The sequence below is a fragment of the Bacillus smithii genome (assembly GCF_001050115.1).
In the GTDB taxonomy this organism is placed as follows: Bacteria; Bacillota; Bacilli; order Bacillales; family DSM-4216; genus Bacillus_O; species Bacillus_O smithii.
In genome coordinates, this window is the sequence record NZ_CP012024.1 from 170,469 (window position 1) to 190,043 (window position 19,575).

13 protein-coding genes are annotated in these 19,575 nt (G+C 41.9%); 12 read left to right on the top strand and 1 reads right to left on the bottom strand.

The genetic code is table 11. The features are described from left to right. Positions 1 to 47: 47 nt before the first annotated feature. From sigW to BSM4216_RS15965, 7 genes are all read left to right on the top strand, one after another. Complete coding sequence (gene sigW / locus BSM4216_RS00925; RefSeq protein WP_048622392.1) at positions 48 to 611, top strand: RNA polymerase sigma factor SigW; 564 nt, start codon at positions 48 to 50, stop codon at positions 609 to 611. 19 nt (positions 612 to 630) lie between these two features. Then, entirely contained in the window at positions 631 to 1,233 is a 603-nt protein-coding gene (locus tag BSM4216_RS00930) for an anti-sigma factor family protein (RefSeq protein ID WP_048622393.1), read from the top strand. A 141-nt stretch (positions 1,234 to 1,374) separates the two neighbouring features. Beyond that, on the top strand, positions 1,375 to 2,217 hold the full coding sequence (cdaA, locus tag BSM4216_RS00935) for a diadenylate cyclase CdaA (RefSeq protein WP_048622394.1): 843 nt from the start codon (positions 1,375 to 1,377) through the stop codon (positions 2,215 to 2,217). After that, on the top strand, positions 2,210 to 3,529 hold the full coding sequence (locus BSM4216_RS00940; protein ID WP_048622395.1) for a CdaR family protein: 1,320 nt from the start codon (positions 2,210 to 2,212) through the stop codon (positions 3,527 to 3,529). The genes cdaA and BSM4216_RS00940 overlap by 8 nt, the downstream gene beginning before the upstream one ends. A gap of 40 nt (positions 3,530 to 3,569) precedes the next feature. After that, positions 3,570 to 4,916: a phosphoglucosamine mutase gene (gene glmM / locus BSM4216_RS00945; protein ID WP_048622396.1), complete on the top strand. Its 1,347-nt coding sequence runs from the start codon at positions 3,570 to 3,572 to the stop codon at positions 4,914 to 4,916. Between the two features lie 477 nt (positions 4,917 to 5,393). Continuing rightward, complete coding sequence (gene glmS / locus BSM4216_RS00950) at positions 5,394 to 7,196, top strand: glutamine--fructose-6-phosphate transaminase (isomerizing) (protein ID WP_048622397.1); 1,803 nt, start codon at positions 5,394 to 5,396, stop codon at positions 7,194 to 7,196. A gap of 1,789 nt (positions 7,197 to 8,985) precedes the next feature. Continuing rightward, positions 8,986 to 9,408 carry a hypothetical protein gene (locus BSM4216_RS15965; RefSeq protein ID WP_061778550.1) on the top strand — a complete coding sequence of 141 codons (423 nt, stop codon included), beginning with the start codon at positions 8,986 to 8,988 and terminating at the stop codon, positions 9,406 to 9,408. Positions 9,409 to 9,674: 266 nt separating this feature from the next. On the opposite strand, the gene BSM4216_RS00965 is transcribed toward BSM4216_RS15965, so the two are convergent. Beyond that, positions 9,675 to 10,406 (bottom strand): ISL3 family transposase, encoded by a 732-nt coding sequence (locus BSM4216_RS00965; RefSeq protein ID WP_048622399.1) that lies wholly within the window; start codon positions 10,404 to 10,406, stop codon positions 9,675 to 9,677. 468 nt (positions 10,407 to 10,874) lie between these two features. On the opposite strand from BSM4216_RS00965, the gene helD reads away from it, so the two are divergent. From helD to BSM4216_RS00990, 5 genes are all read left to right on the top strand, one after another. After that, the gene (helD, locus tag BSM4216_RS00970; protein WP_048622400.1) at positions 10,875 to 13,217 is read left to right on the top strand and encodes an RNA polymerase recycling motor HelD; all 2,343 of its coding nucleotides are present in this window, start codon (positions 10,875 to 10,877) and stop codon (positions 13,215 to 13,217) included. Positions 13,218 to 14,177: 960 nt separating this feature from the next. Next, on the top strand, positions 14,178 to 15,221 hold the full coding sequence (locus BSM4216_RS00975; RefSeq protein WP_048622401.1) for an IS30 family transposase: 1,044 nt from the start codon (positions 14,178 to 14,180) through the stop codon (positions 15,219 to 15,221). Between the two features lie 464 nt (positions 15,222 to 15,685). Continuing rightward, the gene (locus BSM4216_RS00980; protein ID WP_048622402.1) at positions 15,686 to 16,075 is read left to right on the top strand and encodes a VOC family protein; all 390 of its coding nucleotides are present in this window, start codon (positions 15,686 to 15,688) and stop codon (positions 16,073 to 16,075) included. A 498-nt stretch (positions 16,076 to 16,573) separates the two neighbouring features. Next, complete coding sequence (locus BSM4216_RS00985) at positions 16,574 to 17,941, top strand: ISLre2 family transposase (protein WP_003355652.1); 1,368 nt, start codon at positions 16,574 to 16,576, stop codon at positions 17,939 to 17,941. Between the two features lie 317 nt (positions 17,942 to 18,258). Continuing rightward, entirely contained in the window at positions 18,259 to 19,461 is a 1,203-nt protein-coding gene (locus tag BSM4216_RS00990; protein ID WP_048622403.1) for a macrolide family glycosyltransferase, read from the top strand. The last annotated feature ends 114 nt before the right edge of the window (positions 19,462 to 19,575 follow it).

Genomic DNA, 19,575 nt, shown 5'->3' on the forward strand with positions numbered 1-19,575 from the left:
CGTTGATTCGTATTTATATATTGCCGCTGGAGCGGGGGTACAAGTGAATGGATGTTTTTATTAGAAAAAAAATAAGGCAAGTGCTTAAGGGCGATCAGAACGCATTTGGAGAGATTGTGGAAATTTATAAAGATAAAGTGTATCAGCTTTGTTATCGGATGCTGGGAAATCGGCATGAGTCAGAAGATGTAGCACAAGAAGCGTTTTTACGTGCTTATCTCAACATTCGACGGTATGATGAAAATCGAAAATTTTCAACCTGGCTGTATCGAATTACGACCAATCTTTGCATTGATCGAATAAGAAAGAAAAAACCGGACTACCATTTAGATGCAGATATAGAAGGATCTGAAAATTTAACGCTGTATTCGCAAATTGCTTCATCCAGCCACCTGCCGGAGCAAGAAGTAGAACATATGGAATTACAAGAGTCGATTCAGCAAGCGATTTTAAAGCTTCCTGAAAAATACAGAGCGGTCATAATATTAAAATACATGGAAGAATTATCTGTCGAAGAAATCGCAGGAATATTGGATATGCCGGTTGGGACGGTAAAAACAAGATTACATAGGGGCCGAGAAGCTCTTCGAAAACATTTGCGCAAATTATAGCGAGGGGATGAGCTACAAGATGAACGCAGACTGCCAAAAAGAAATAACGCGCTATATGCATGAGTATTTAGATGGTGAACTGCCAAAAGAACAAGTTGTCAAACTAAGGGAACATTTGGAGCAATGCCAAGATTGCCATCAGCATTTTCAAGAATTGAAACAGTCTATTATGTTTGTGAGGGGTCTTTCCAATAGCGTGAAAGCTCCTGAGCATTTTACCGAAAATGTTTTATCACTGTTGCCAAAAGAAAAAAGAACGATAAAACTGCAGAGATGGTTCCATCTCCATCCATTTTTGACTGCTTGCGCTATATTTTTTGTCTTTATGATGGGGTCGTTTGTCGCTTTGTGGGAGCAAGATCAACAGTTTTCATTTACGAAGCAGCCCAATCTTGTTGTGAAAGGAAATACGGTCATTGTTCCAAAAGGGAAAACAGTGAAGGGAGATCTTGTTGTTCGGAACGGAGACATCCGAATTGAGGGAGAAGTGGATGGGGATGTTACGGTCATTAATGGTGAAAAATACATGGCGTCTGCCGGAAAAGTGACCGGGAATATAGAAGAGATTCATCAGATGTTTGAATGGCTTTGGTTTCATATGAAAGAATTGGTAGCGCAGTGAAAGGCATCTTAAGCTCTTAAAATAATTCCAATCTTGTCCCATTGTTTGATTTAAGTTCGATGTCTGAAGTATGATATAATAAATTCATTGGAAAGAGGCCCCTATACGGCTATTTTTCATTACATTATTGGAGGATGTAATATGCCGTTTTTAAGGAATTTTGATAATTTTTCAATACTGGATTATTTATCCAATATTATAGATATTTTGCTTGTTTGGTTTGTCATTTACAAAATACTGACCCTTATACGTGGAACAAAAGCTGTTCAGCTGCTGAAAGGAATTTTCGTCATTATCATTGTTCGAGGTTTCAGCGGCGTCCTTGGCTTTCATACTTTAAGTTGGATGATGGAACAGGCTTTGACATGGGGTTTTTTAGCCGTCATCATCATTTTTCAACCGGAACTCAGGCGAGCGCTGGAACAGCTGGGGCGGGGAAGATTCTTTTCGCGCCGCAGTTTAGCACAAGAAGATGAAGAGCAAATGCATCTCATTGAATCCATGGCCAAAGCGGTGAACTATATGGCTAAGCGTAGAATTGGCGCGCTCATTTCCATAGAAAGGGAAACGGGGATGACCGATTATATTGAAACGGGGATCCCTTTAAATTCTAAAGTATCCTCCGAATTATTGATTAACATTTTTATCCCTAATACACCACTACATGACGGGGCGGTCATTATCCAAAAAAATCAAATTGCAGCTGCTGCTTGTTACCTGCCGTTGTCTGAAAGTCCCTTTATCTCTAAAGAGTTAGGAACTAGACACAGGGCTGCCCTCGGTATCAGCGAAGTGACCGATAGTTTAACCATCGTGGTATCAGAGGAGACAGGCTCCGTTTCAGTCACGAAAAATGGAGAGCTGCATCGAGATCTATCTGCAGAAGACTTCCAACAACTTTTGGAAAAAGAACTGCTCCTGGGAAAATCGAAACATGGATCCTCGACTCTGTGGAGCTGGAGGGGAAAACGAAAAAATGGATAGATGGATTGAAAGCCCTTGGGTATTGAGAATTTTAGCGCTGTTTTTGGCAATATTATTATATATGTCAGTTAACGTGGAAGAAGTGGATTTGAAGAAAAAAACGGAAAATGTTCCTAACGATAATGTTGCGACGATAGAAGATGTGCCGGTGGATGTATATTACGATTCGGATAATCTTGTGGTATCCGGAGTCCCACAAACAGTAAGTGTAACGATCGAGGGTCCAAAAAGCATTGTACAGTCCACAAAAGCGCTGAAAGATTTTAAAGTGTATGTGGATCTATCCAATCTAGGGGTAGGGACTCATGATGTTCCTATAAAATATGACAATATATCGAATCAATTAAAAGTGAAAATTGAACCTGCTTATGCAGAGGTTTCCATTCAAGAAAAAGTGACAAAAGAATTTAAAGTGGGAGCGGAAATCAGCGATGGCATGCTGGGGAACGGCTACCAAGTGGATAGTTTGTCTGTCAGTCCTAAAACAGTGGAAATCACCGGGGCTAAAGACGTAATTAATCAAATTGCGTATGTGAAAGCAACCCTTGACAGCGATGAGCTGATCGATGGTGAATTTACAGGAAAAGCAAGGGTGCGTGTACTGGACAGCGAGTTGAATAAATTGGATGTAGCTGTCGATCCCGAGACGGTGGAAGTAACAGTAAAAGTCAAAAATCCAAATAAAAAAGTGCCTGTGTCTGTAAAAGAAATAGGGAATCCTCCGGAAGGCGTGAGCATTAAGGATATTGACATAGATCCAAAAGAAGTAACCGTCTACGGCAAAGAATCGGCGTTGGATAAATTAAATAATGTGGAAATCAATATAGATTTAAGTAAAATAAAAAGGGATACGGTAAAAGAGGTTCCAATTCATTTGAAAGAAGGCTTGAATTATGTTTCGCCTCAAAAAGTAAAAATTGTCGTTTCAGTGGATAAAAGAACCAAGCCAAAAGAGGACGAGAACGGAACTGCTGAGATTACGCCTGATGACAATCAAACTCAAACAAACGACACGAATTCACCGAATTCCGTCATAACGAAAACGATTGCTGATATCCCGATCGAAACTCGAGGGTTAAGCGATGATTACGTTCTTGATTCGATGTCTCCCTCAACTGTAAATGCGGAGGTAACCGGGGAAGAGAGCGTCGTCGACAAATTGAGCAAAGACGATTTTTCCCTGTTCATAGACCTTTCCGGTTTGACAGTGGGGGAACATCAGCTAAAGATTGAAGGAGACGGACACAACAATACAGATTGGAAACTATCGGATGATCAAGTAAACGTTCAATTATCGGTAAAAAAACGTTAGTATACCTGGATGGATAGTTTATAAAGGAGCGATGAAGATAATGGGAAAATACTTCGGTACGGATGGAGTTAGAGGGGTGGCTAATTCGGAGTTGACGCCTGAGTTAGCTTTCAAATTAGGGCGTTTTGGCGGCTATGTGCTCACGAAAAACGCGAAACGACCTAAAGTATTAATTGGGCGAGACACCCGTATTTCCGGCCACATGCTGGAAGGAGCGCTCGTAGCAGGTCTGTTATCGATTGGAGCGGAAGTGATGCGTTTAGGTGTTATCTCCACTCCGGGTGTTGCTTTCTTGACAAAAGTAATGGGAGCTCAAGCGGGCGTTATGATTTCTGCTTCTCATAATCCAGTGGCTGATAATGGCATCAAATTTTTTGGTCCGGACGGTTTTAAACTTTCCGATGACGAGGAATTGGAAATTGAAAAGCTTTTAGATACGAATGAAGACAATCTTCCTCGCCCGATTGGAAAAGAACTTGGACAAGTAACGGATTATTTTGAAGGCGTGCAAAAATATATTCAGTATTTAAAACAGACTGTGGATGAAGATTTTGAAGGAATACATATTGCGTTGGATTGTGCTCACGGCGCAACCTCTTCGCTGGCCACTCATTTGTTTGCGGATCTTGAAGCTGATCTGTCGACAATGGGTGCGTCTCCAAACGGATTAAATATCAATGACGGAGTAGGGTCTACTCATCCGGAAGCGCTGGCTCAATTCGTAAAAGAAAAAGGCGCGGATGTAGGTTTGGCCTTTGACGGTGACGGCGATCGTCTTATTGCAGTGGATGAGAACGGCCAAATCGTCGATGGCGATCAAATCATGTACATCTGTGCAAAGTATTTACAACAAGAAGGCCGTTTAAAGCAGTCGACCGTTGTGTCAACCGTTATGAGCAACCTTGGGTTCCATAAAGGACTGGAAGAGTTAGGAATCAAGAGTGTACAGACGGCTGTCGGCGACCGCTACGTTGTGGAAGAAATGAAGAAAAACAACTACAACCTAGGGGGCGAACAGTCGGGACATATCATTTTCCTTGATTATAATACAACGGGGGATGGCCTTTTGACCGGGCTGCAGCTGGTGAACATTATGAAATTAACCAAAAAACCGTTATCCGAGTTAGCTGCAGAAATGAAAAAATTTCCTCAAAAACTTGTAAACGTCCGTGTTACCGATAAACATAAAGCGTTGGAAAATGAAAAGGTGAAAAAAGCGATTCAAGAAGCGGAAGAAGAAATGAAAGGAAATGGCCGTATCCTTGTCCGGCCGTCGGGAACGGAACCTCTTGTCAGAGTGATGGCGGAAGCTCCTACAGAAGAAGAATGTAATCGCTATGTTGAAAAGATCGTCAATGTGGTAAAAGAAGAAATGGGGTTAGATTAATTTATAATATATAGATATATGATATGCATAAGGAAACATTTTGATTCCTTATGCATATTTTTTATAAAGAATGTGTATTTCTTCGTAATCTTTGATGTTTTTAGTTGACGAAATCCAAAAAAATAGTGTATGATTAACGTGTTTTGAATAAGTTTCCAAAAAGGAAAGGGGGATCAAGGTTTAGCACGTTGATTTGATAATAATAGCGCCCGAACTAAGCCCAGAGCGGAGAAAACAGGCTTAGTTGACGAGGAGGAGGTTTATCGAGTTTTCGGCGGATGCCTCCCGGTTGAACGCACAGCCGTGAATTCTCTTCTTAAAACATCAGGGCGACCTGGTGGACAAAGGAAGGGAAATGCGATTTCAAGATAGCAGTCGGATGTACTGACGAATGTTGATAAAATTGAAAACGGAGATAAGGGGGCAGAAACGCCCCCGCGATTTCTTGCCCCCTTGTCTAAAGGGAGGAAGAACACCATGTGCGGAATTGTTGGTTATATTGGTAATCAAGATGCGAAAGAAATTTTGTTAAAAGGTCTAGAAAAACTTGAATATAGAGGCTATGATTCTGCTGGAATTGCTGTGAATAATGGCGAAGGCGTTCATGTGTTCAAAGAAAAAGGCCGTATTGCCGATCTGCGCAACAGTGTGGATAATAGTGTGAAAGCGAATATCGGAATTGGGCATACTCGCTGGGCTACACACGGAGTGCCAAGCAAAAGGAACGCCCATCCACATCAAAGTGCTTCAGGCCGTTTTACGATCGTTCATAACGGTGTAATCGAAAATTATGAAGAATTGAAACAACAATATTTGCAAGATGTTCCTTTGCAAAGCGATACGGATACGGAAGTCGTTGTTCAATTAATTGAACTGTTCGTCAACGAAGGAATGGAAGTCGAAGAAGCCATTAGAAAAACATTGAAACAAATTAAAGGTTCCTATGCAATTGCAGTGTTGGATGAACAAAATGCGGATACGATTTTTGTAGCGAAAAATAAAAGCCCGCTTCTTGTCGGCATCGGCGAATCCTTTAATGTAGTCGCTTCTGATGCGATGGCAATGCTTCAAGTAACGAATCAATTTAAAGAATTGATGGACCAAGAAATGGTCATTGTAACAAAAGATCGTGCAGTGATCAAAAATCTTGATGGAGAAGTAATCGAACGCGCTCCATTTACAGCTGAACTTGATGCAAGCGACATTGAAAAAGGTACTTACCCTCATTATATGTTGAAAGAAATTGACGAACAGCCGCTAGTTATCCGCAAATTGATTCAAGCTTACCAAAACGAAAACGGGGAATTAGAAATTGATCCTAAAATCGTAGAAGCCTTGAATCAATCGGACCGTCTCTATATTATAGCGGCCGGTACGAGCTACCATGCTGGTCTTGTTGGAAAACAATTGATTGAAAAAATGGCAAAAATTCCTGTGGAAGTTCATGTTGCCAGCGAATTTAGCTACAATATGCCGCTTTTATCTGAAAAACCGATGTTTATTTTCATTTCCCAAAGCGGTGAAACAGCAGACAGCCGTGCCGTTTTAGTTGAAACGAAAAAATTGGGCTATCCGGCGTTGACGATTACCAACGTACCGGGTTCGACATTGTCACGGGAAGCTGATTATACATTGCTTCTCCATGCCGGTCCGGAAATCGCCGTAGCATCGACAAAAGCGTACACAGCACAAATTGCTGTACTTGCTATCTTGGCGAACGTAACAGCGAAAGCACGCAATATTGCAGTTGATTTTGATCTAGTGAAAGAGCTGGGAATCGCAGCCAACGCAATGGAAATTCTTTGCGATGCCAAAGATGAAATGGAACGAATCGCTCGGGAATATTTGGCAACTACACGCAATTGTTTCTTTATCGGCCGTTCTATCGACTATTTTGTCTGCTTGGAAGGTGCCTTAAAGTTAAAAGAAATTTCTTATATCCAAGCAGAAGGTTTTGCCGGCGGTGAACTGAAGCACGGTACGATTGCCTTAATTGAGGAAGGAACGCCTGTTATCGCACTGGCTACACAAGAAAACGTGAACTTAAGTATACGCGGAAATGTCAAGGAAGTCGTTGCTCGCGGCGCTAACCCTTGCGTGATTTCCATGAAAGGACTGGAAATGGAATCAGACCGTTTCGTCATTCCGCAAATTCACGACTTGTTAACACCTCTTATCTCTGTTGTTCCGTTACAGCTTATTGCTTACTACGCAGCTCTGCATCGCGACTGCGATGTCGATAAACCGCGCAACCTGGCAAAAAGCGTAACGGTGGAATAAAATAAGTTTTGTTCGTTGTGACCTAGTGTCTAGAAAAATTGGAACCTGAAATAAAATAACGTTTCGAAACCGAAGGTATTCTACCTTCGGTTTTTTATGTCCAAAAAAGAGCAAGGAAAAGCCCGAATAAGCACCTGAAAACAAGTATAGCAAGGCATAAAGAGGATTAATTGGAAAGAGGAGAAGGAGGAAAAGAAAGACCTGAATTCCTTGACCTTTTTCCTAATGAGGAACATAGTTAAATTCAGTGCAAATTCTTTATACCAATGAGGAAAAAGCGGGTAACGATTTTAGTAATGTCATGCCTCTAACGTTTTAACGAAAGAGGCTATATTTTTTAGGAGAAAGATCTAAATCGAATATAGAAAAGTTTTTTAATTCGCTGTCAAGATGAGTAAGTAGATAATTTGTTAGAAAGGATAGCGTTAATACGAGAAGTTATTAGGGGGATATATATGTTTGGGGTCGGTAAATTTCATTTTCATGCCTCCCCTTTTTTTCCATCATCTATTAATTTTACTTTCTGAAATTTGACCACCACTTCCACCTTCATCACCAATTCATTTTCCAGTTTTTCTTTCTTTTACAAATCCATTTTTCGGTTTACCATCATAAATTTCAATCCAATCTTATTCAACATTTTGTATAAAGTATTCAAAGGAAATTTACATTTAAATTGCATTTATACACATTCAGGACATAGTTCCGAATGGTGTGTTCTCTGCTTGTAAAAATTTGTGCCTGCATAAATTCTAAAAACATAAACATTCCGGACTATCGATTTAGGTTTATTTAATTTGTTGTCGGTAAGTACTAATGAATCACCAAATTGATGTCAAACCCAAATAATCGTCAACTGCATATAATTTCCTATACACTACAAAAGGAGGGATTAATGTGCAAAGTGCTCAAAACATTTCACTGAGTTTACCGTCACAATCAAGCTGGGGATTAAGCACTGAAATTGCGGGAAGACCGGTTGTTAGGGGGGACTGAACATTCACTCGGTCTCAGGGAGAACCGTAATCGGTATCGTCAATTTTCGAGGTACGCCTGTCCCTATCCATGGAACCTGGGATGAAAATACCAAACAACTAAGTTTTGAAACACCTTATGCAACGTTTTCTGGTCAATTACAAATATTTGATAGTGCGGCAATTAGAATTCGTCATTTAATCTTAAGTGGACGTTTTGTTATGAAAGCTCCTTCTCCTCAGGCAGGAGAGAGCGGCTCTTGGATTGCCACCACGAATAGAGAACTGACTGGACCTCCAATTAAAAACGGAGCTCTACCACCTGTTGGAGTCTTTTTAACATCCGATTTGCTTAATCAAAGCACTGGACAATATTATCGACTTGTCTGAAATTCCATATTGTTTAGATTTATGTAGGATTATCTTTATACTAATTTTCTTTTTTCCGTCATTGGGTGCTTTCATAGAAAAAATGGTTGATGTGTCAACCTTTTTTTATGATCCACTACCGGGGGCTTATCTTCAATAAGTTTTTTATAGGAAAGCCGGGCTTTTTTCCTCTCATTCATCACAGCACTCTGAATAAAAATTTTGTCTGTAGTTTAAGAATACCACCAATATTGAGTTATTAGTTAGGAGGACAACTTCAAGTTATACTTTGTTGTTAGCTAGATGGGCATGTGGCGGTGCCTCTTATTGTATATTTTTCGGAAGCCAATGGGCAGTATTTTAGACTGCGAATAAGCTTCATAAAAGAACAGTACAACATACTATTACTTTTGAGAGTTATTTAAGATAAGGTGGTGAACTTTAAAATGTATAATCAGACAGTATACTCCTATATAAATTATGATCAGCAATTGGAGCGTCAATTTCCAAGTTTACCAGTGCCCTCGTTTCCGGGATCATCAGGTTTACCGGGTTTACCAGGACCTGGGTTTCCGGGACCATCAGGTTTGCCAGGTCTACCCGGATCACAAATTCCACAAGCTCCAACTGCTCCTCCTCCACCATTTATTCCTCAACAGGCAAGTGCTTCACCATTTGCTGTTGATCCAGGAGCAATTAGGTTGTGCCTGTTTCGTAATACTTTTATATGGCTCAACAATGGTGAAGGGTTTTGGTTTTATCCCGTTTTCGTAGGTCCAAGATCTGTTGCTGGTTTCAGATGGAATGGTTGGTCCTGGATGATATTTGGTATTGATACAAGGAGAATTATTTCGTTTACATGTTTTTAAAAACTATAATTTTTGAGGGCGATGTTTGAATAAGGGTATCGCCTTTTGCTTGTTTGATTTACTACACGGATTGTGAAGAATTACACTTAAAATAACGGGTGCGTTAGTGGAAGATTAATATTTTGAATAAAAAGACCGTCTTTTTAATGAGTCGGTCTTTTCTGCTAATTATAATGTTATATACAAAGCTAAAAGCAGCCCTTATTATTTCAGCTAATTAAATAGAAAAAACGAACGATTTTAATTATATTCCCAGTTCAGCTGTTTCATTTCATCACCCGTTCCAATGCCCATACATTATGCCGAACATAATGGAATCGATCGACCACCAGAATCGGTTTATCAAAACTTTTCAAAGCGAGCGTCTTGTAGGGCTGCCACATATCCATGACCACCATCTGTATTTTCTCCCTTGGAAGTGTACGGAAGTATTCCTTTAGGGTGGATAGATTCCTGTTAGGAATGATATCGTAAACCCTTCGGTTTACAGGATCGCCAATGATACATTGGTACTTGCCCGTTTCAGAAGTCCCTTTCAATTCATCAATGGCCAGAACTTTCGGGAGGACCTTATTGTCATAGGAATAGTACTTGTCAAAGAGCCGAATGACGGTGGAATGCCCAAGTCTTGTTTCCTTGGCAACCTGCTTAAAGTTATACTCCCTCACTTTAACCAAAAGTGCTTGGAGGAGTCGTTTCGTGTGGCGCTGGTAACGCTCTAGAAAAGAATAGGGTTCGTAGAACCGTTTTCCACAGGACTTACATTTGTATCGGCGCTTTCTCAAGATGAGAAAGCAATATTTTTCAAAGACCTTTACATCCCGAATCTTTTGAATCCGATCATCATGGACAGAGGAAGTTTCCTTCTGACAGCAGGGGCATTTTTGAACTTTTACAGGCGTTTGAATATGGATTTCAAAGTGAGTGATTTGATCCTCTACATGAGTGATTTCAACATCTTCTAACCCAAGCAGTTTTGTGATAAAATGAGAATGCATTTACGAAATCTCCCTTTCGATGTAGTCGGACAACTATCATTTTAAAGGGAGATCTTCGTAAGTGCTTTTATTTTGCCTGTAAAATCCTTAACCCCAAAATTTAGTATAGAACCAAAAATAAAAAGGGAAGCTATCCAACTTATTGCGTTAGCTTCCCTTTTATTAGGCTCTGTTATGGGGTGATAACGGGATTATGCTTGATATGTTCTCTGACGGATTTCTCAATAAATATGATTCGTCCAACTTTACTTTCACTGAATTGTACATATGGATATCTTTTTTTAGTCAGTTCTGTTACATCATAGAGGCGGTAGTGTTAAATACATTGATAAAATTGAGAAATTATGATAAATTAAGTTAGAAACACATTTTATTTATTTTTATAATTATAATATCCCATTATAATTATATATCATATTTTTTCTTTAGTCAATCCCCATTTTTCATTTTTTAAAGGAGTGATTGATATTGAATACAGAACTTCGGCGGGAGCAAGAACGATTGGACAGCATAATGGAGATCATTGCGGAGCAAATCGGCATGCTGGAAGATGAAACCCTTAGGCGCAGGAAAGAAGTGATTGATACGTGCAAACATTTTTGGGATGACGTCAAGGTGAATACAGATACTTTCGACGATTATCTTGAGACGATCATCGCCTTGAGACAACAGGCTCAGAATCTGTCCGTCAGCCAAAGCACCCACAGACAATCCTTCAAGAGGTTGGCCACGCTGCGCCGCATGCAGGAGGTGCCTTATTTCGGACGGATCGATTTCACTGAAGAAGGGGATTCCGTCGCCGAACGAATCTATATCGGTATTTCCACGCTCACGGATACAAGCGGAGAGAACATCCTTATCTACGACTGGCGGGCGCCGGTCTCGAGTGTCTACTACGATTACGCACCCGGTCCGGCCGAATATGCTACACCTGGAGGCGTAATTCGCGGCACGCTGGAGAAAAAATGGCAATATATCATCCGCAACGGCGTTATCCAATCGATGTTCGATACCAGTCTCACCATTGGAGACGAGATTTTACAGCAGGTGCTTGGCAGAGTCACGGACAAACATATGCACAATATCGTGGCTACTATTCAAATGGAACAAAACCGGATTATCCGGCATGATCGCGGGAGGATGCTCATTGTGCAAGGCCCCGCTGGCAGCGGCAAGACATCTGCCGCCCTTCAGCGGATCGCTTACTTGCTCTACAAGTACCGGGACAGGCTGAAGGCCGATCAAATCATTTTATTTTCACCGAATTCGATGTTTAATAGCTACGTGTCCAATGTGTTGCCCGAACTCGGCGAAGAGAATATGCAACAGGTCACATTTCAGGAATACTTGGACCATCGGCTGAGCAAAGCATTTCAAGTCGAGGGTCCATACGAGCAACTGGAATATGTGTTGACTGCAGCAAATGACCCTTCATACCGGACCAGGATGGCGAACATCCGATTCAAGGCATCAACTCGTTTTTTCGAGGCGATTAAAGGATACTGGAAGTCGCTGGCGTCCTCCGGCATGCTATTCAAAGATATTCTATTTAGAGGAAAACCGATCGTCACCGCCAAACAAATTGCGGAAAGGTTTTACAGCAGCGACACCTCGTTCCGCTTTCACAACAGACTTGAAAAGCTGACGGAATGGCTAAACAAGCAAATCGATGAAGCGGAGAAAATTGAACGGACCAAGCCATGGGTACAAGAAGAAATCGAGCTGCTTAGCAACGAGGATTACCATAAAGCTTACACTCATTTACGGAAAAAACGTCGCTTTAAAGGAGAATCGTTAGACAATTATGAGATTGAGACCGAAGCGATTGGCGAATTGATCGTCCGCAAAAAATTGAAGCCGTTGCGCAAACGGATCCGGGCGCTTCGTTTCATCGACTTTAAAGGGATATACAAGCAGCTTTTCACCGATCCGACGCAGATCAAACTGTGGTTGGAGGGGGAAACCCCTGGGGAGTGGGAGGATATTTGCCGATTGACGGTGAAAATGCTAGACGAAGGCAAACTGTTTTATGAAGATGCAACTCCGTTTTTATTCTTGAAAGATCTGATTCAAGGCTTTCAGACGAACATCTCGATCAAACACGTGCTTGTAGACGAAGCACAAGATTATTCTTCGTTTCAATTCGAGTATTTGAAATGTTTGTTTCCCTCGGCAAGGATGACCGTGCTCGGCGACTTTAACCAGGCGATCTTCGCCCATGCCAGCGAAACGGGCGATTTTCAAACACTGACCGACTTATACGGAACGGATGAAACGGATGTGATCACCTTGAATCGCAGCTACAGATCCACAAGACAGATCGTCGAATTTACGCGCGGACTCGTGCCCGGCGGCGAACGGATTGTCGCTTTTGAGCGCGACGGTGATAAGCCTGTGCTGACGAGAGTTTCTGATCATGCAGAACTGCACCGCTGTATTGCTTCCAAAGTCGCAGAATTGCGGAATCGGGGGTATAATACGATCGCGATCATATGCAAATCTGCTGCGGAAAGCACCGCCGCATACGAAGCACTGAAGAGCGTTGAAGAAGTGAAGCTCGTGAAGAGCGGCTATGCCGAATATGAACAAGGCGTTGTCGTCATACCGGCGTATTTGGCCAAGGGCATTGAATTCGACGCCGTCATCATTTATGACGCATCGGCGCAAGTATACGGTGATGAGAGCCTGCGCAGATTGTTCTACACCGCCTGTACACGGGCTATGCATCATTTGGAGCTTTATAGTGTAGGCGAACCGAGCCCCTTTTTGAGCAATGTTGCGCCGGAAAGTTTACTTCTGATCCAGGGTTAACGCGAGACTGGTCAGGGCTGGTCATTTCAAACCTGGACTGGACCTCCCATGTGGGGCCAGTCCACTTTTATGTGCGCCCGGCATGTACATGAACTATAGGGTGTAAGTCCCGAACCCCGAAGACAGAAGTAGAGGTTAGCCAAGAGCAAGGGTGTCCGTGGTGACGCGGAATCTGAAGGAAGCTGGAGGCAAAACACCGGTCCGAGGAACACGAACCTCATATAAGGCTAGGTATGATTGAGTGAGTTTGCATAACAAAACAAAGCTCTTTCTGTCGAAGGTCATATCGAGTAAATGAGGCGGATAGATGGTGTGAAAGTGCATGTACTTACCCGGGGAGGTCTGGCGGATATGTGAAGTACTCTTCATAACCTACTTAGTGATAAGTAGCTGAACCGTCAGAAGTCAGCAGAGGTCATAGTATTAGTTGGTCTAGAACAACTAAGAAGGACCGAACAATTAAGAGAGAATAGCCCTTGGTATTCAGTGAGTCATGATGAACACAGAAAACGTAGTACCTCACTTGAGGGAGGAAGCGGTGAATCCCGTGGGAGACCTCTTGGAGGGTGGAGTGACCACTGGCATAAAGAGAACAGCTATTCACGGAAGTTATAAAGACTTGCGTCAATTATCTTAATTGAACCGCCGTATACGGAACCGTACGTACGGTGGTGTGAGAGGACGGGAGTTAATCGCTCCCTCCTACTCGATTTATTATAAATACAGGTTTGTGAGATATTTTTGATTAAACTTTATTTCAAAGCACCACTTGAGATCTTCTTATGCCAAGAGGGGGTGTTTTTTATTATTTATTTTGGATTATCTTAATCCACCATTTTTATAAAAAATAAATTCGGCTAGTTGTATAATCAAATGCAACAAGCATAAAAAATGAAAAACCATAGATAAACCACGTATGATTAAGTCGACTAAAACAATATCGATACGGAGGATTTATCTATGGCAATTACTAATTCTACCATAGGAGCTCGGCATTTCAAACACTTAACGGCTTATGACCGTGGGAAAATTGCGGCCTTACACGCTGCTGGTAAGACTCAACAGGAGATTGCAGATTATGTTGGTTGTCACAAAAGCACCATCTCCCGTGAGTTAAGAAGAGGTACAGTGCCACAAAGAAAAAGCAACGGGAAAATTGTTCATGTCTATTTTCCAGACACAGGTCAACTTCTCTATGAGAGAAACAGGAAAGCCTGTGGCCGCAAGCTAAAACTAGACGATGCCATCGAGTTTATTAAGTATGCCGAAACTCAGATCCTTGATAAGAAATGGTCTCCTGATGCGGTATGTGGGAGAGCCAAACGTGATGGGAAATTCAAAGACAAAATGGTTTGCACCAAGACCCTTTATAACTATATTGATCTAGGACTTATAGGCGTTAAAAACATTGACCTACCTATGAAAATTACCCTGAACACCAAGAAAAAACGTAACCGGAAGAATAAGAAGATCTTAGGACGCAGTATCGATGAGCGACCAATTGAAGTCAATGAACGCCAAGAGTTTGGTCACTGGGAAATTGATACGGTTATAGGCAAGAAGACTAAAGATCAGGCCTTATTGACTCTTACTGAGCGCAAAACCCGTAAAGAAATAATTTTGAGAGTGACAGCCAAGGATAGTCTATCCGTTTCAGAAGTCATATCTCAGTTGAAAGTGTCTTATGGTAATCGGTTCTCTAAAGTGTTTAAAACCATTACGGCTGATAACGGTTCTGAATTTGCTGACCTCGGCCTTAGTGTTGAAAAAGATCTAACAGAGGTTTATTTTACACACCCTTACACATCCTGTGAACGAGGAACCAACGAGCGTCATAATGGCCTTATTAGGCGCTTCATACCAAAGGGGAGACCCATTTCCTCTGTGGCAGACGAAACCATTACCTATGTTGAAAATTGGTGTAACCATCTTCCAAGGAAGATCCTCAATTATCGTACACCTGAGGAGTGTTTCCAAATAGAGTTAGCTGGCTTAGCTTCTTAACCTTAAGCCAGCTAACCCAAAGGGTTGGTTTTTAGCAACTTGACAAAGAGCCTCTGCGGGCATGGCTACCAGCCATGAAGCCAGGTATACGGTACTGGCTGGGCCAACCAGGCTACCATGCCCGCCACTCCACGTCAAGTTGCGCAGAGTGTCCCGATTCTACTTAATCATGGGTTATCTGGTCTTTCAATACTTGTTGCATTTAATATTGCAATTTAAGAAAAAATAAATTCAAATCTGTAAGAGAAAAATCCATTTTTAATCAAAAAGGGTGAAAGACTAGACTCAGTTTTCCACATGTATTGTTAAAATTAGGGAGAAGGTTAGAAGGAAAATTTTTTTGTGCGGCACTTGCATTTGGTACAATATTAAGCAGTTATATGATTGAAATGGAAAGTATATTGGAATACACAATAGAAAAACATATGAATATGAATTGAACTGGCAGGAACGGAGAGAAGCAAATGATTCATCAAGTCGGTCAGATTATGCTGTATGTCAATAATCAAGATGAGGCATTGAAATTTTGGACAGAAAAAATTGGGTTTTGCGTAGTTTCTGAAGAAAATAATGGCCAAGGACTGAGATCGATCGAAATTGCTCCAACAAAGGAAGCTGAAACGAGTATTGTTCTCCACAATAAGGAATTAATTGCTAAGATGCATCCGGAAGTAAATCTTCATTCACCTTCGCTCCTGTTTTACTCAGAAAATCTCGATCAATTATATAAAGATTTTTCGGGTAAAGGCATCACAGTTGGAGAAATTGTAAGCATGCCCGGCGGCAGAGTTTTTAATTTTGTGGATAATGAAGGAAATTACTTTGCCATCATGGAAAAAAAGAAAATCAAATAAAAGAAACAAAATCCACATGACTAGGATAAACATTAACGTTCCTGATCCAAAGGTTTTGCTGAATCCAATTTCAGCCGGCCTTTGGTATTTTTTGCTTGAAAAGGGGCCAGTGTCATTCACATTGGGAGTATCAATAATATGGTGTAAATGGAATACCATCTTCAACTGTTTTACAATTTTTCGCTAATTCCTGAATCAATGTGGCCTTTTCGCTTTGCATCAATGGTCATCTTATTAATGGTAAGTTTCAGTTACACAAAACCTCTTACATCCTCGCGGTTTATTGAAAATGGCACTATTTTAAGTGTGAGTAAAATGTTTGTGGGAGAAATTCTTAGAATTCCCCGATGAGGGGGTTGGGAACGTAGGTTCGCAATCCCCCTCATCGGGGCCACCAAGCAAAGTGCGGTAGGATCCCAAGCAGGAAACATGAAAAAAGGACTCTCTCCCTGGTAAGATGATCATTGTTCACACCATCAAACAGGAGGAGAGAGTCCCATGAATATTCAACAACATCTTACCACAAATTCGTTGACATGGAAAGAGATCGAACTTGATTTGTTTCGAGCCTTGCAAAACGCCTTCACCGAGCTGTTTACGGCTCTGTTGGAGGACATCGACCGACAATTGGCGGAAACCCGGGACAAGCGCCGGTACCACTTGAAAGACAAACGACGCACCACGATTCAAACCTTGTTTGGCGAAGTTACCTTTGAGCGAAACTACTATTTAGACCGAGAACAAAACCGTTACACGTTTTTGCTTGATTCCTTTTTAGCGTTTGATGGATCGCAGTCAATCAGCCCTTGTCTAGAAGAAACGGCGATGGGATTGGCTGTGGAGTGCTCTTCCTATCGCAAAGCGGCTCATACGCTTGCCCAGATGGTCGGGTATCCGGTGATGAGCCATGAGACGATCCGCCAGTTGGTGCTCGAGGCTGAAGTTCCGCTGCACTGCCCGGTTGACCAGCGATATGGACGGGTGCTGTTTGTGGAGGCCGATGGACTGTTTGTCTCTCTCCAAGGGAAGGGAAAACGGGCCAAGGAAGACAAAATCCTGACCGTTCACGAAGGATGGAAGCGCAACGGCTCACGGATCGAATTCGTGAATCAGCGCCATTACGTCCATGAAGGCAAGGGGGAGGTGTGGGAAGGCTTCGAGGAATTTTTGATGAACGAATATGCCTATGATCCGTGTCGGGATCTTCTTGTCATCAACGGGGACGGCGCTCCATGGATTACCGCGTGCCGGGAGTATTTCAAAGGACGGGTCTGCTTCCAATTGGATCGATTCCACGTGGCGCGTGAGTTGCGCCAATGCCTCTCGGGCCATCCACGGTGGCAGGCGATTCGGCAAAAGCTGGCGAAGCAGGATGAAGAGAAGCTGCTTGTGGAACTGAACAGCGCCCTCGGCACGCTGGGGGACGAAGCGAAAGAACAACAGCTGGCTGCCTTGATCCACCGGATCGAATCGATGCCGGGATGCATCCGTGATTACCGGGAATGGCTGAAGGAGCAAGGAGTGGACACAACGGGCATGTATCCGATGGGGAGGGCTGAAAGCGTGATGAGCCAGCTGGCGTATCGGGTGAAATACCGCCGCAGTTGGACAGACAAGGGACTCAGGGCGTTTTTCAAGGCAATGATTGCCCGGATGGATGGGATTCGTCTTTTCGGACATCGTTTAGGAGAAGAATCGTCGCATCCGGCGGAGGAAACGGCATCTACCAAACAGACGATCGTGAACAAGGCGAAACAACGCATCCGCCGTCTTCTTCCAGAGGTAACGCGGAATAACGTGCCATATTTACAGCAATCGTCCGGGACTCCGATCTATCATGCCCTGTCTGAATTCAAGGGATGGTAAAAAAAGGTATACATATTCGTCTGTCATGGCAAGGGATGAGAGTCCGAAAGCGCTTACGGATGAAATTCAAAAAAATGGTTCGCTAACCTATGACTTACATCTATTTTCAGCGAACCAAAAAAATTCCCACAAAGTCTTGACTGACTCCTATTTTAAATGACATTTGATGCGATATCAATAGATTTACAAGGGTGATTAAAAGTTTGAGATTTTCAAGTATTGTACTATGATAAATTTAATTCCATTATTTGAGTTGAGCAATGGTATAGAGAGCAGTGTCCCTTGTTCTTACACAATTTACCTAAGGAGTGGTAGAGATGGCACGTGTTTTATTTATTAATGGTGGATCAGAAGGACATATCAATCCGACTATTGGAGTTGTGCAAGAGCTTATTTCGCGCGGGGAAGAGGTCGTGTACTTTACGATTGAAGCGTTTAGAGAGCGTATTGAGAAGACGGGAGCTACTGTACGAACATTTGACGGTCAAAAATTTATAAAAGCCTTTCTTTCAGGTGGAAGAAATTATTTACTTGAAAGAATCAACGGTCTTTTACATACGGCAGATATCGTCATACCTAGCGTTCTTGAACAGATCAAAGGGGAGCATTTTGATTACATCATCCACGATTCCATGTTTGGTTGTGGACGTTTACTTGCCCAAATCCTTAAGCTTCCCGCAATCAATTCTTGTACTTCTTTTGCGCAGACCAAAGCATCATTCGATAAAATGTTGGAACAGCTTTCTAAAGAAATTCCTGCAGAAATAGTTAATCCTTTATACGGTGAATTTCAACGCCTGACGGATATGGTGAAGGAAAAATATGATGTGGAGATCCATTCTCCTTACGAAGTTTTTTGTAATCCTGCCCCACTTACCATCGTTTATACAACTAGGGAGTTTCAACCTTTTGGAGAAACATTCGACCAAACTTACAAATTTGTAGGTCCATCCATCTCTTCACGATCAATGGAAGAAAACTTCGATCTTACTGCAATAAAGGGGAAAAGCCCGATTTACATATCACTGGGTACGGTCTTTAACCAAGCAATGGATTTCTATAAGCTTTGTTTTAAGGCATTTGGGAACACTGATCATACTGTTGTCATGTCTATTGGGAAACAAAATCAAATATCTGATTTGGGGGAGATTCCTAAAAACTTCATTGTAAAAAATTATGTTCCGCAAACTGAGGTGCTGAAATACAGTAAATTATTTATTACACATGGTGGAATGAACAGTACCAATGAAGGTCTCTATTATGGGGTTCCGCTCATTGTAATTCCACAAAGCGCGGATCAGCCGATCATTGCCGGGCAAGTTGCCAATATCGGAGCCGGTATTAAATTACAAATGCAAAGCTTGACTGCAAATCAACTACGTGAAGCTGCAGATCATGTGTTAAACCACCCATCTTTTCATCAAGCTGTTGCAAATATTAGGGAATCCTTTCAAAAATCGGGTGGGTATCACCAAGCTGTTGATGAGATTTTCGAATTTAAAAGTCAGTATGGTATCTAAATAAAGAAATTTCACGGCTGCCATTATTGTTGACTTTTTCTTAGTGGTACAGCAACTTCTTTTAAAAGCTGGATTGTGAAATTTATAATAAAATTAACAGATGCTTTAGTTCAT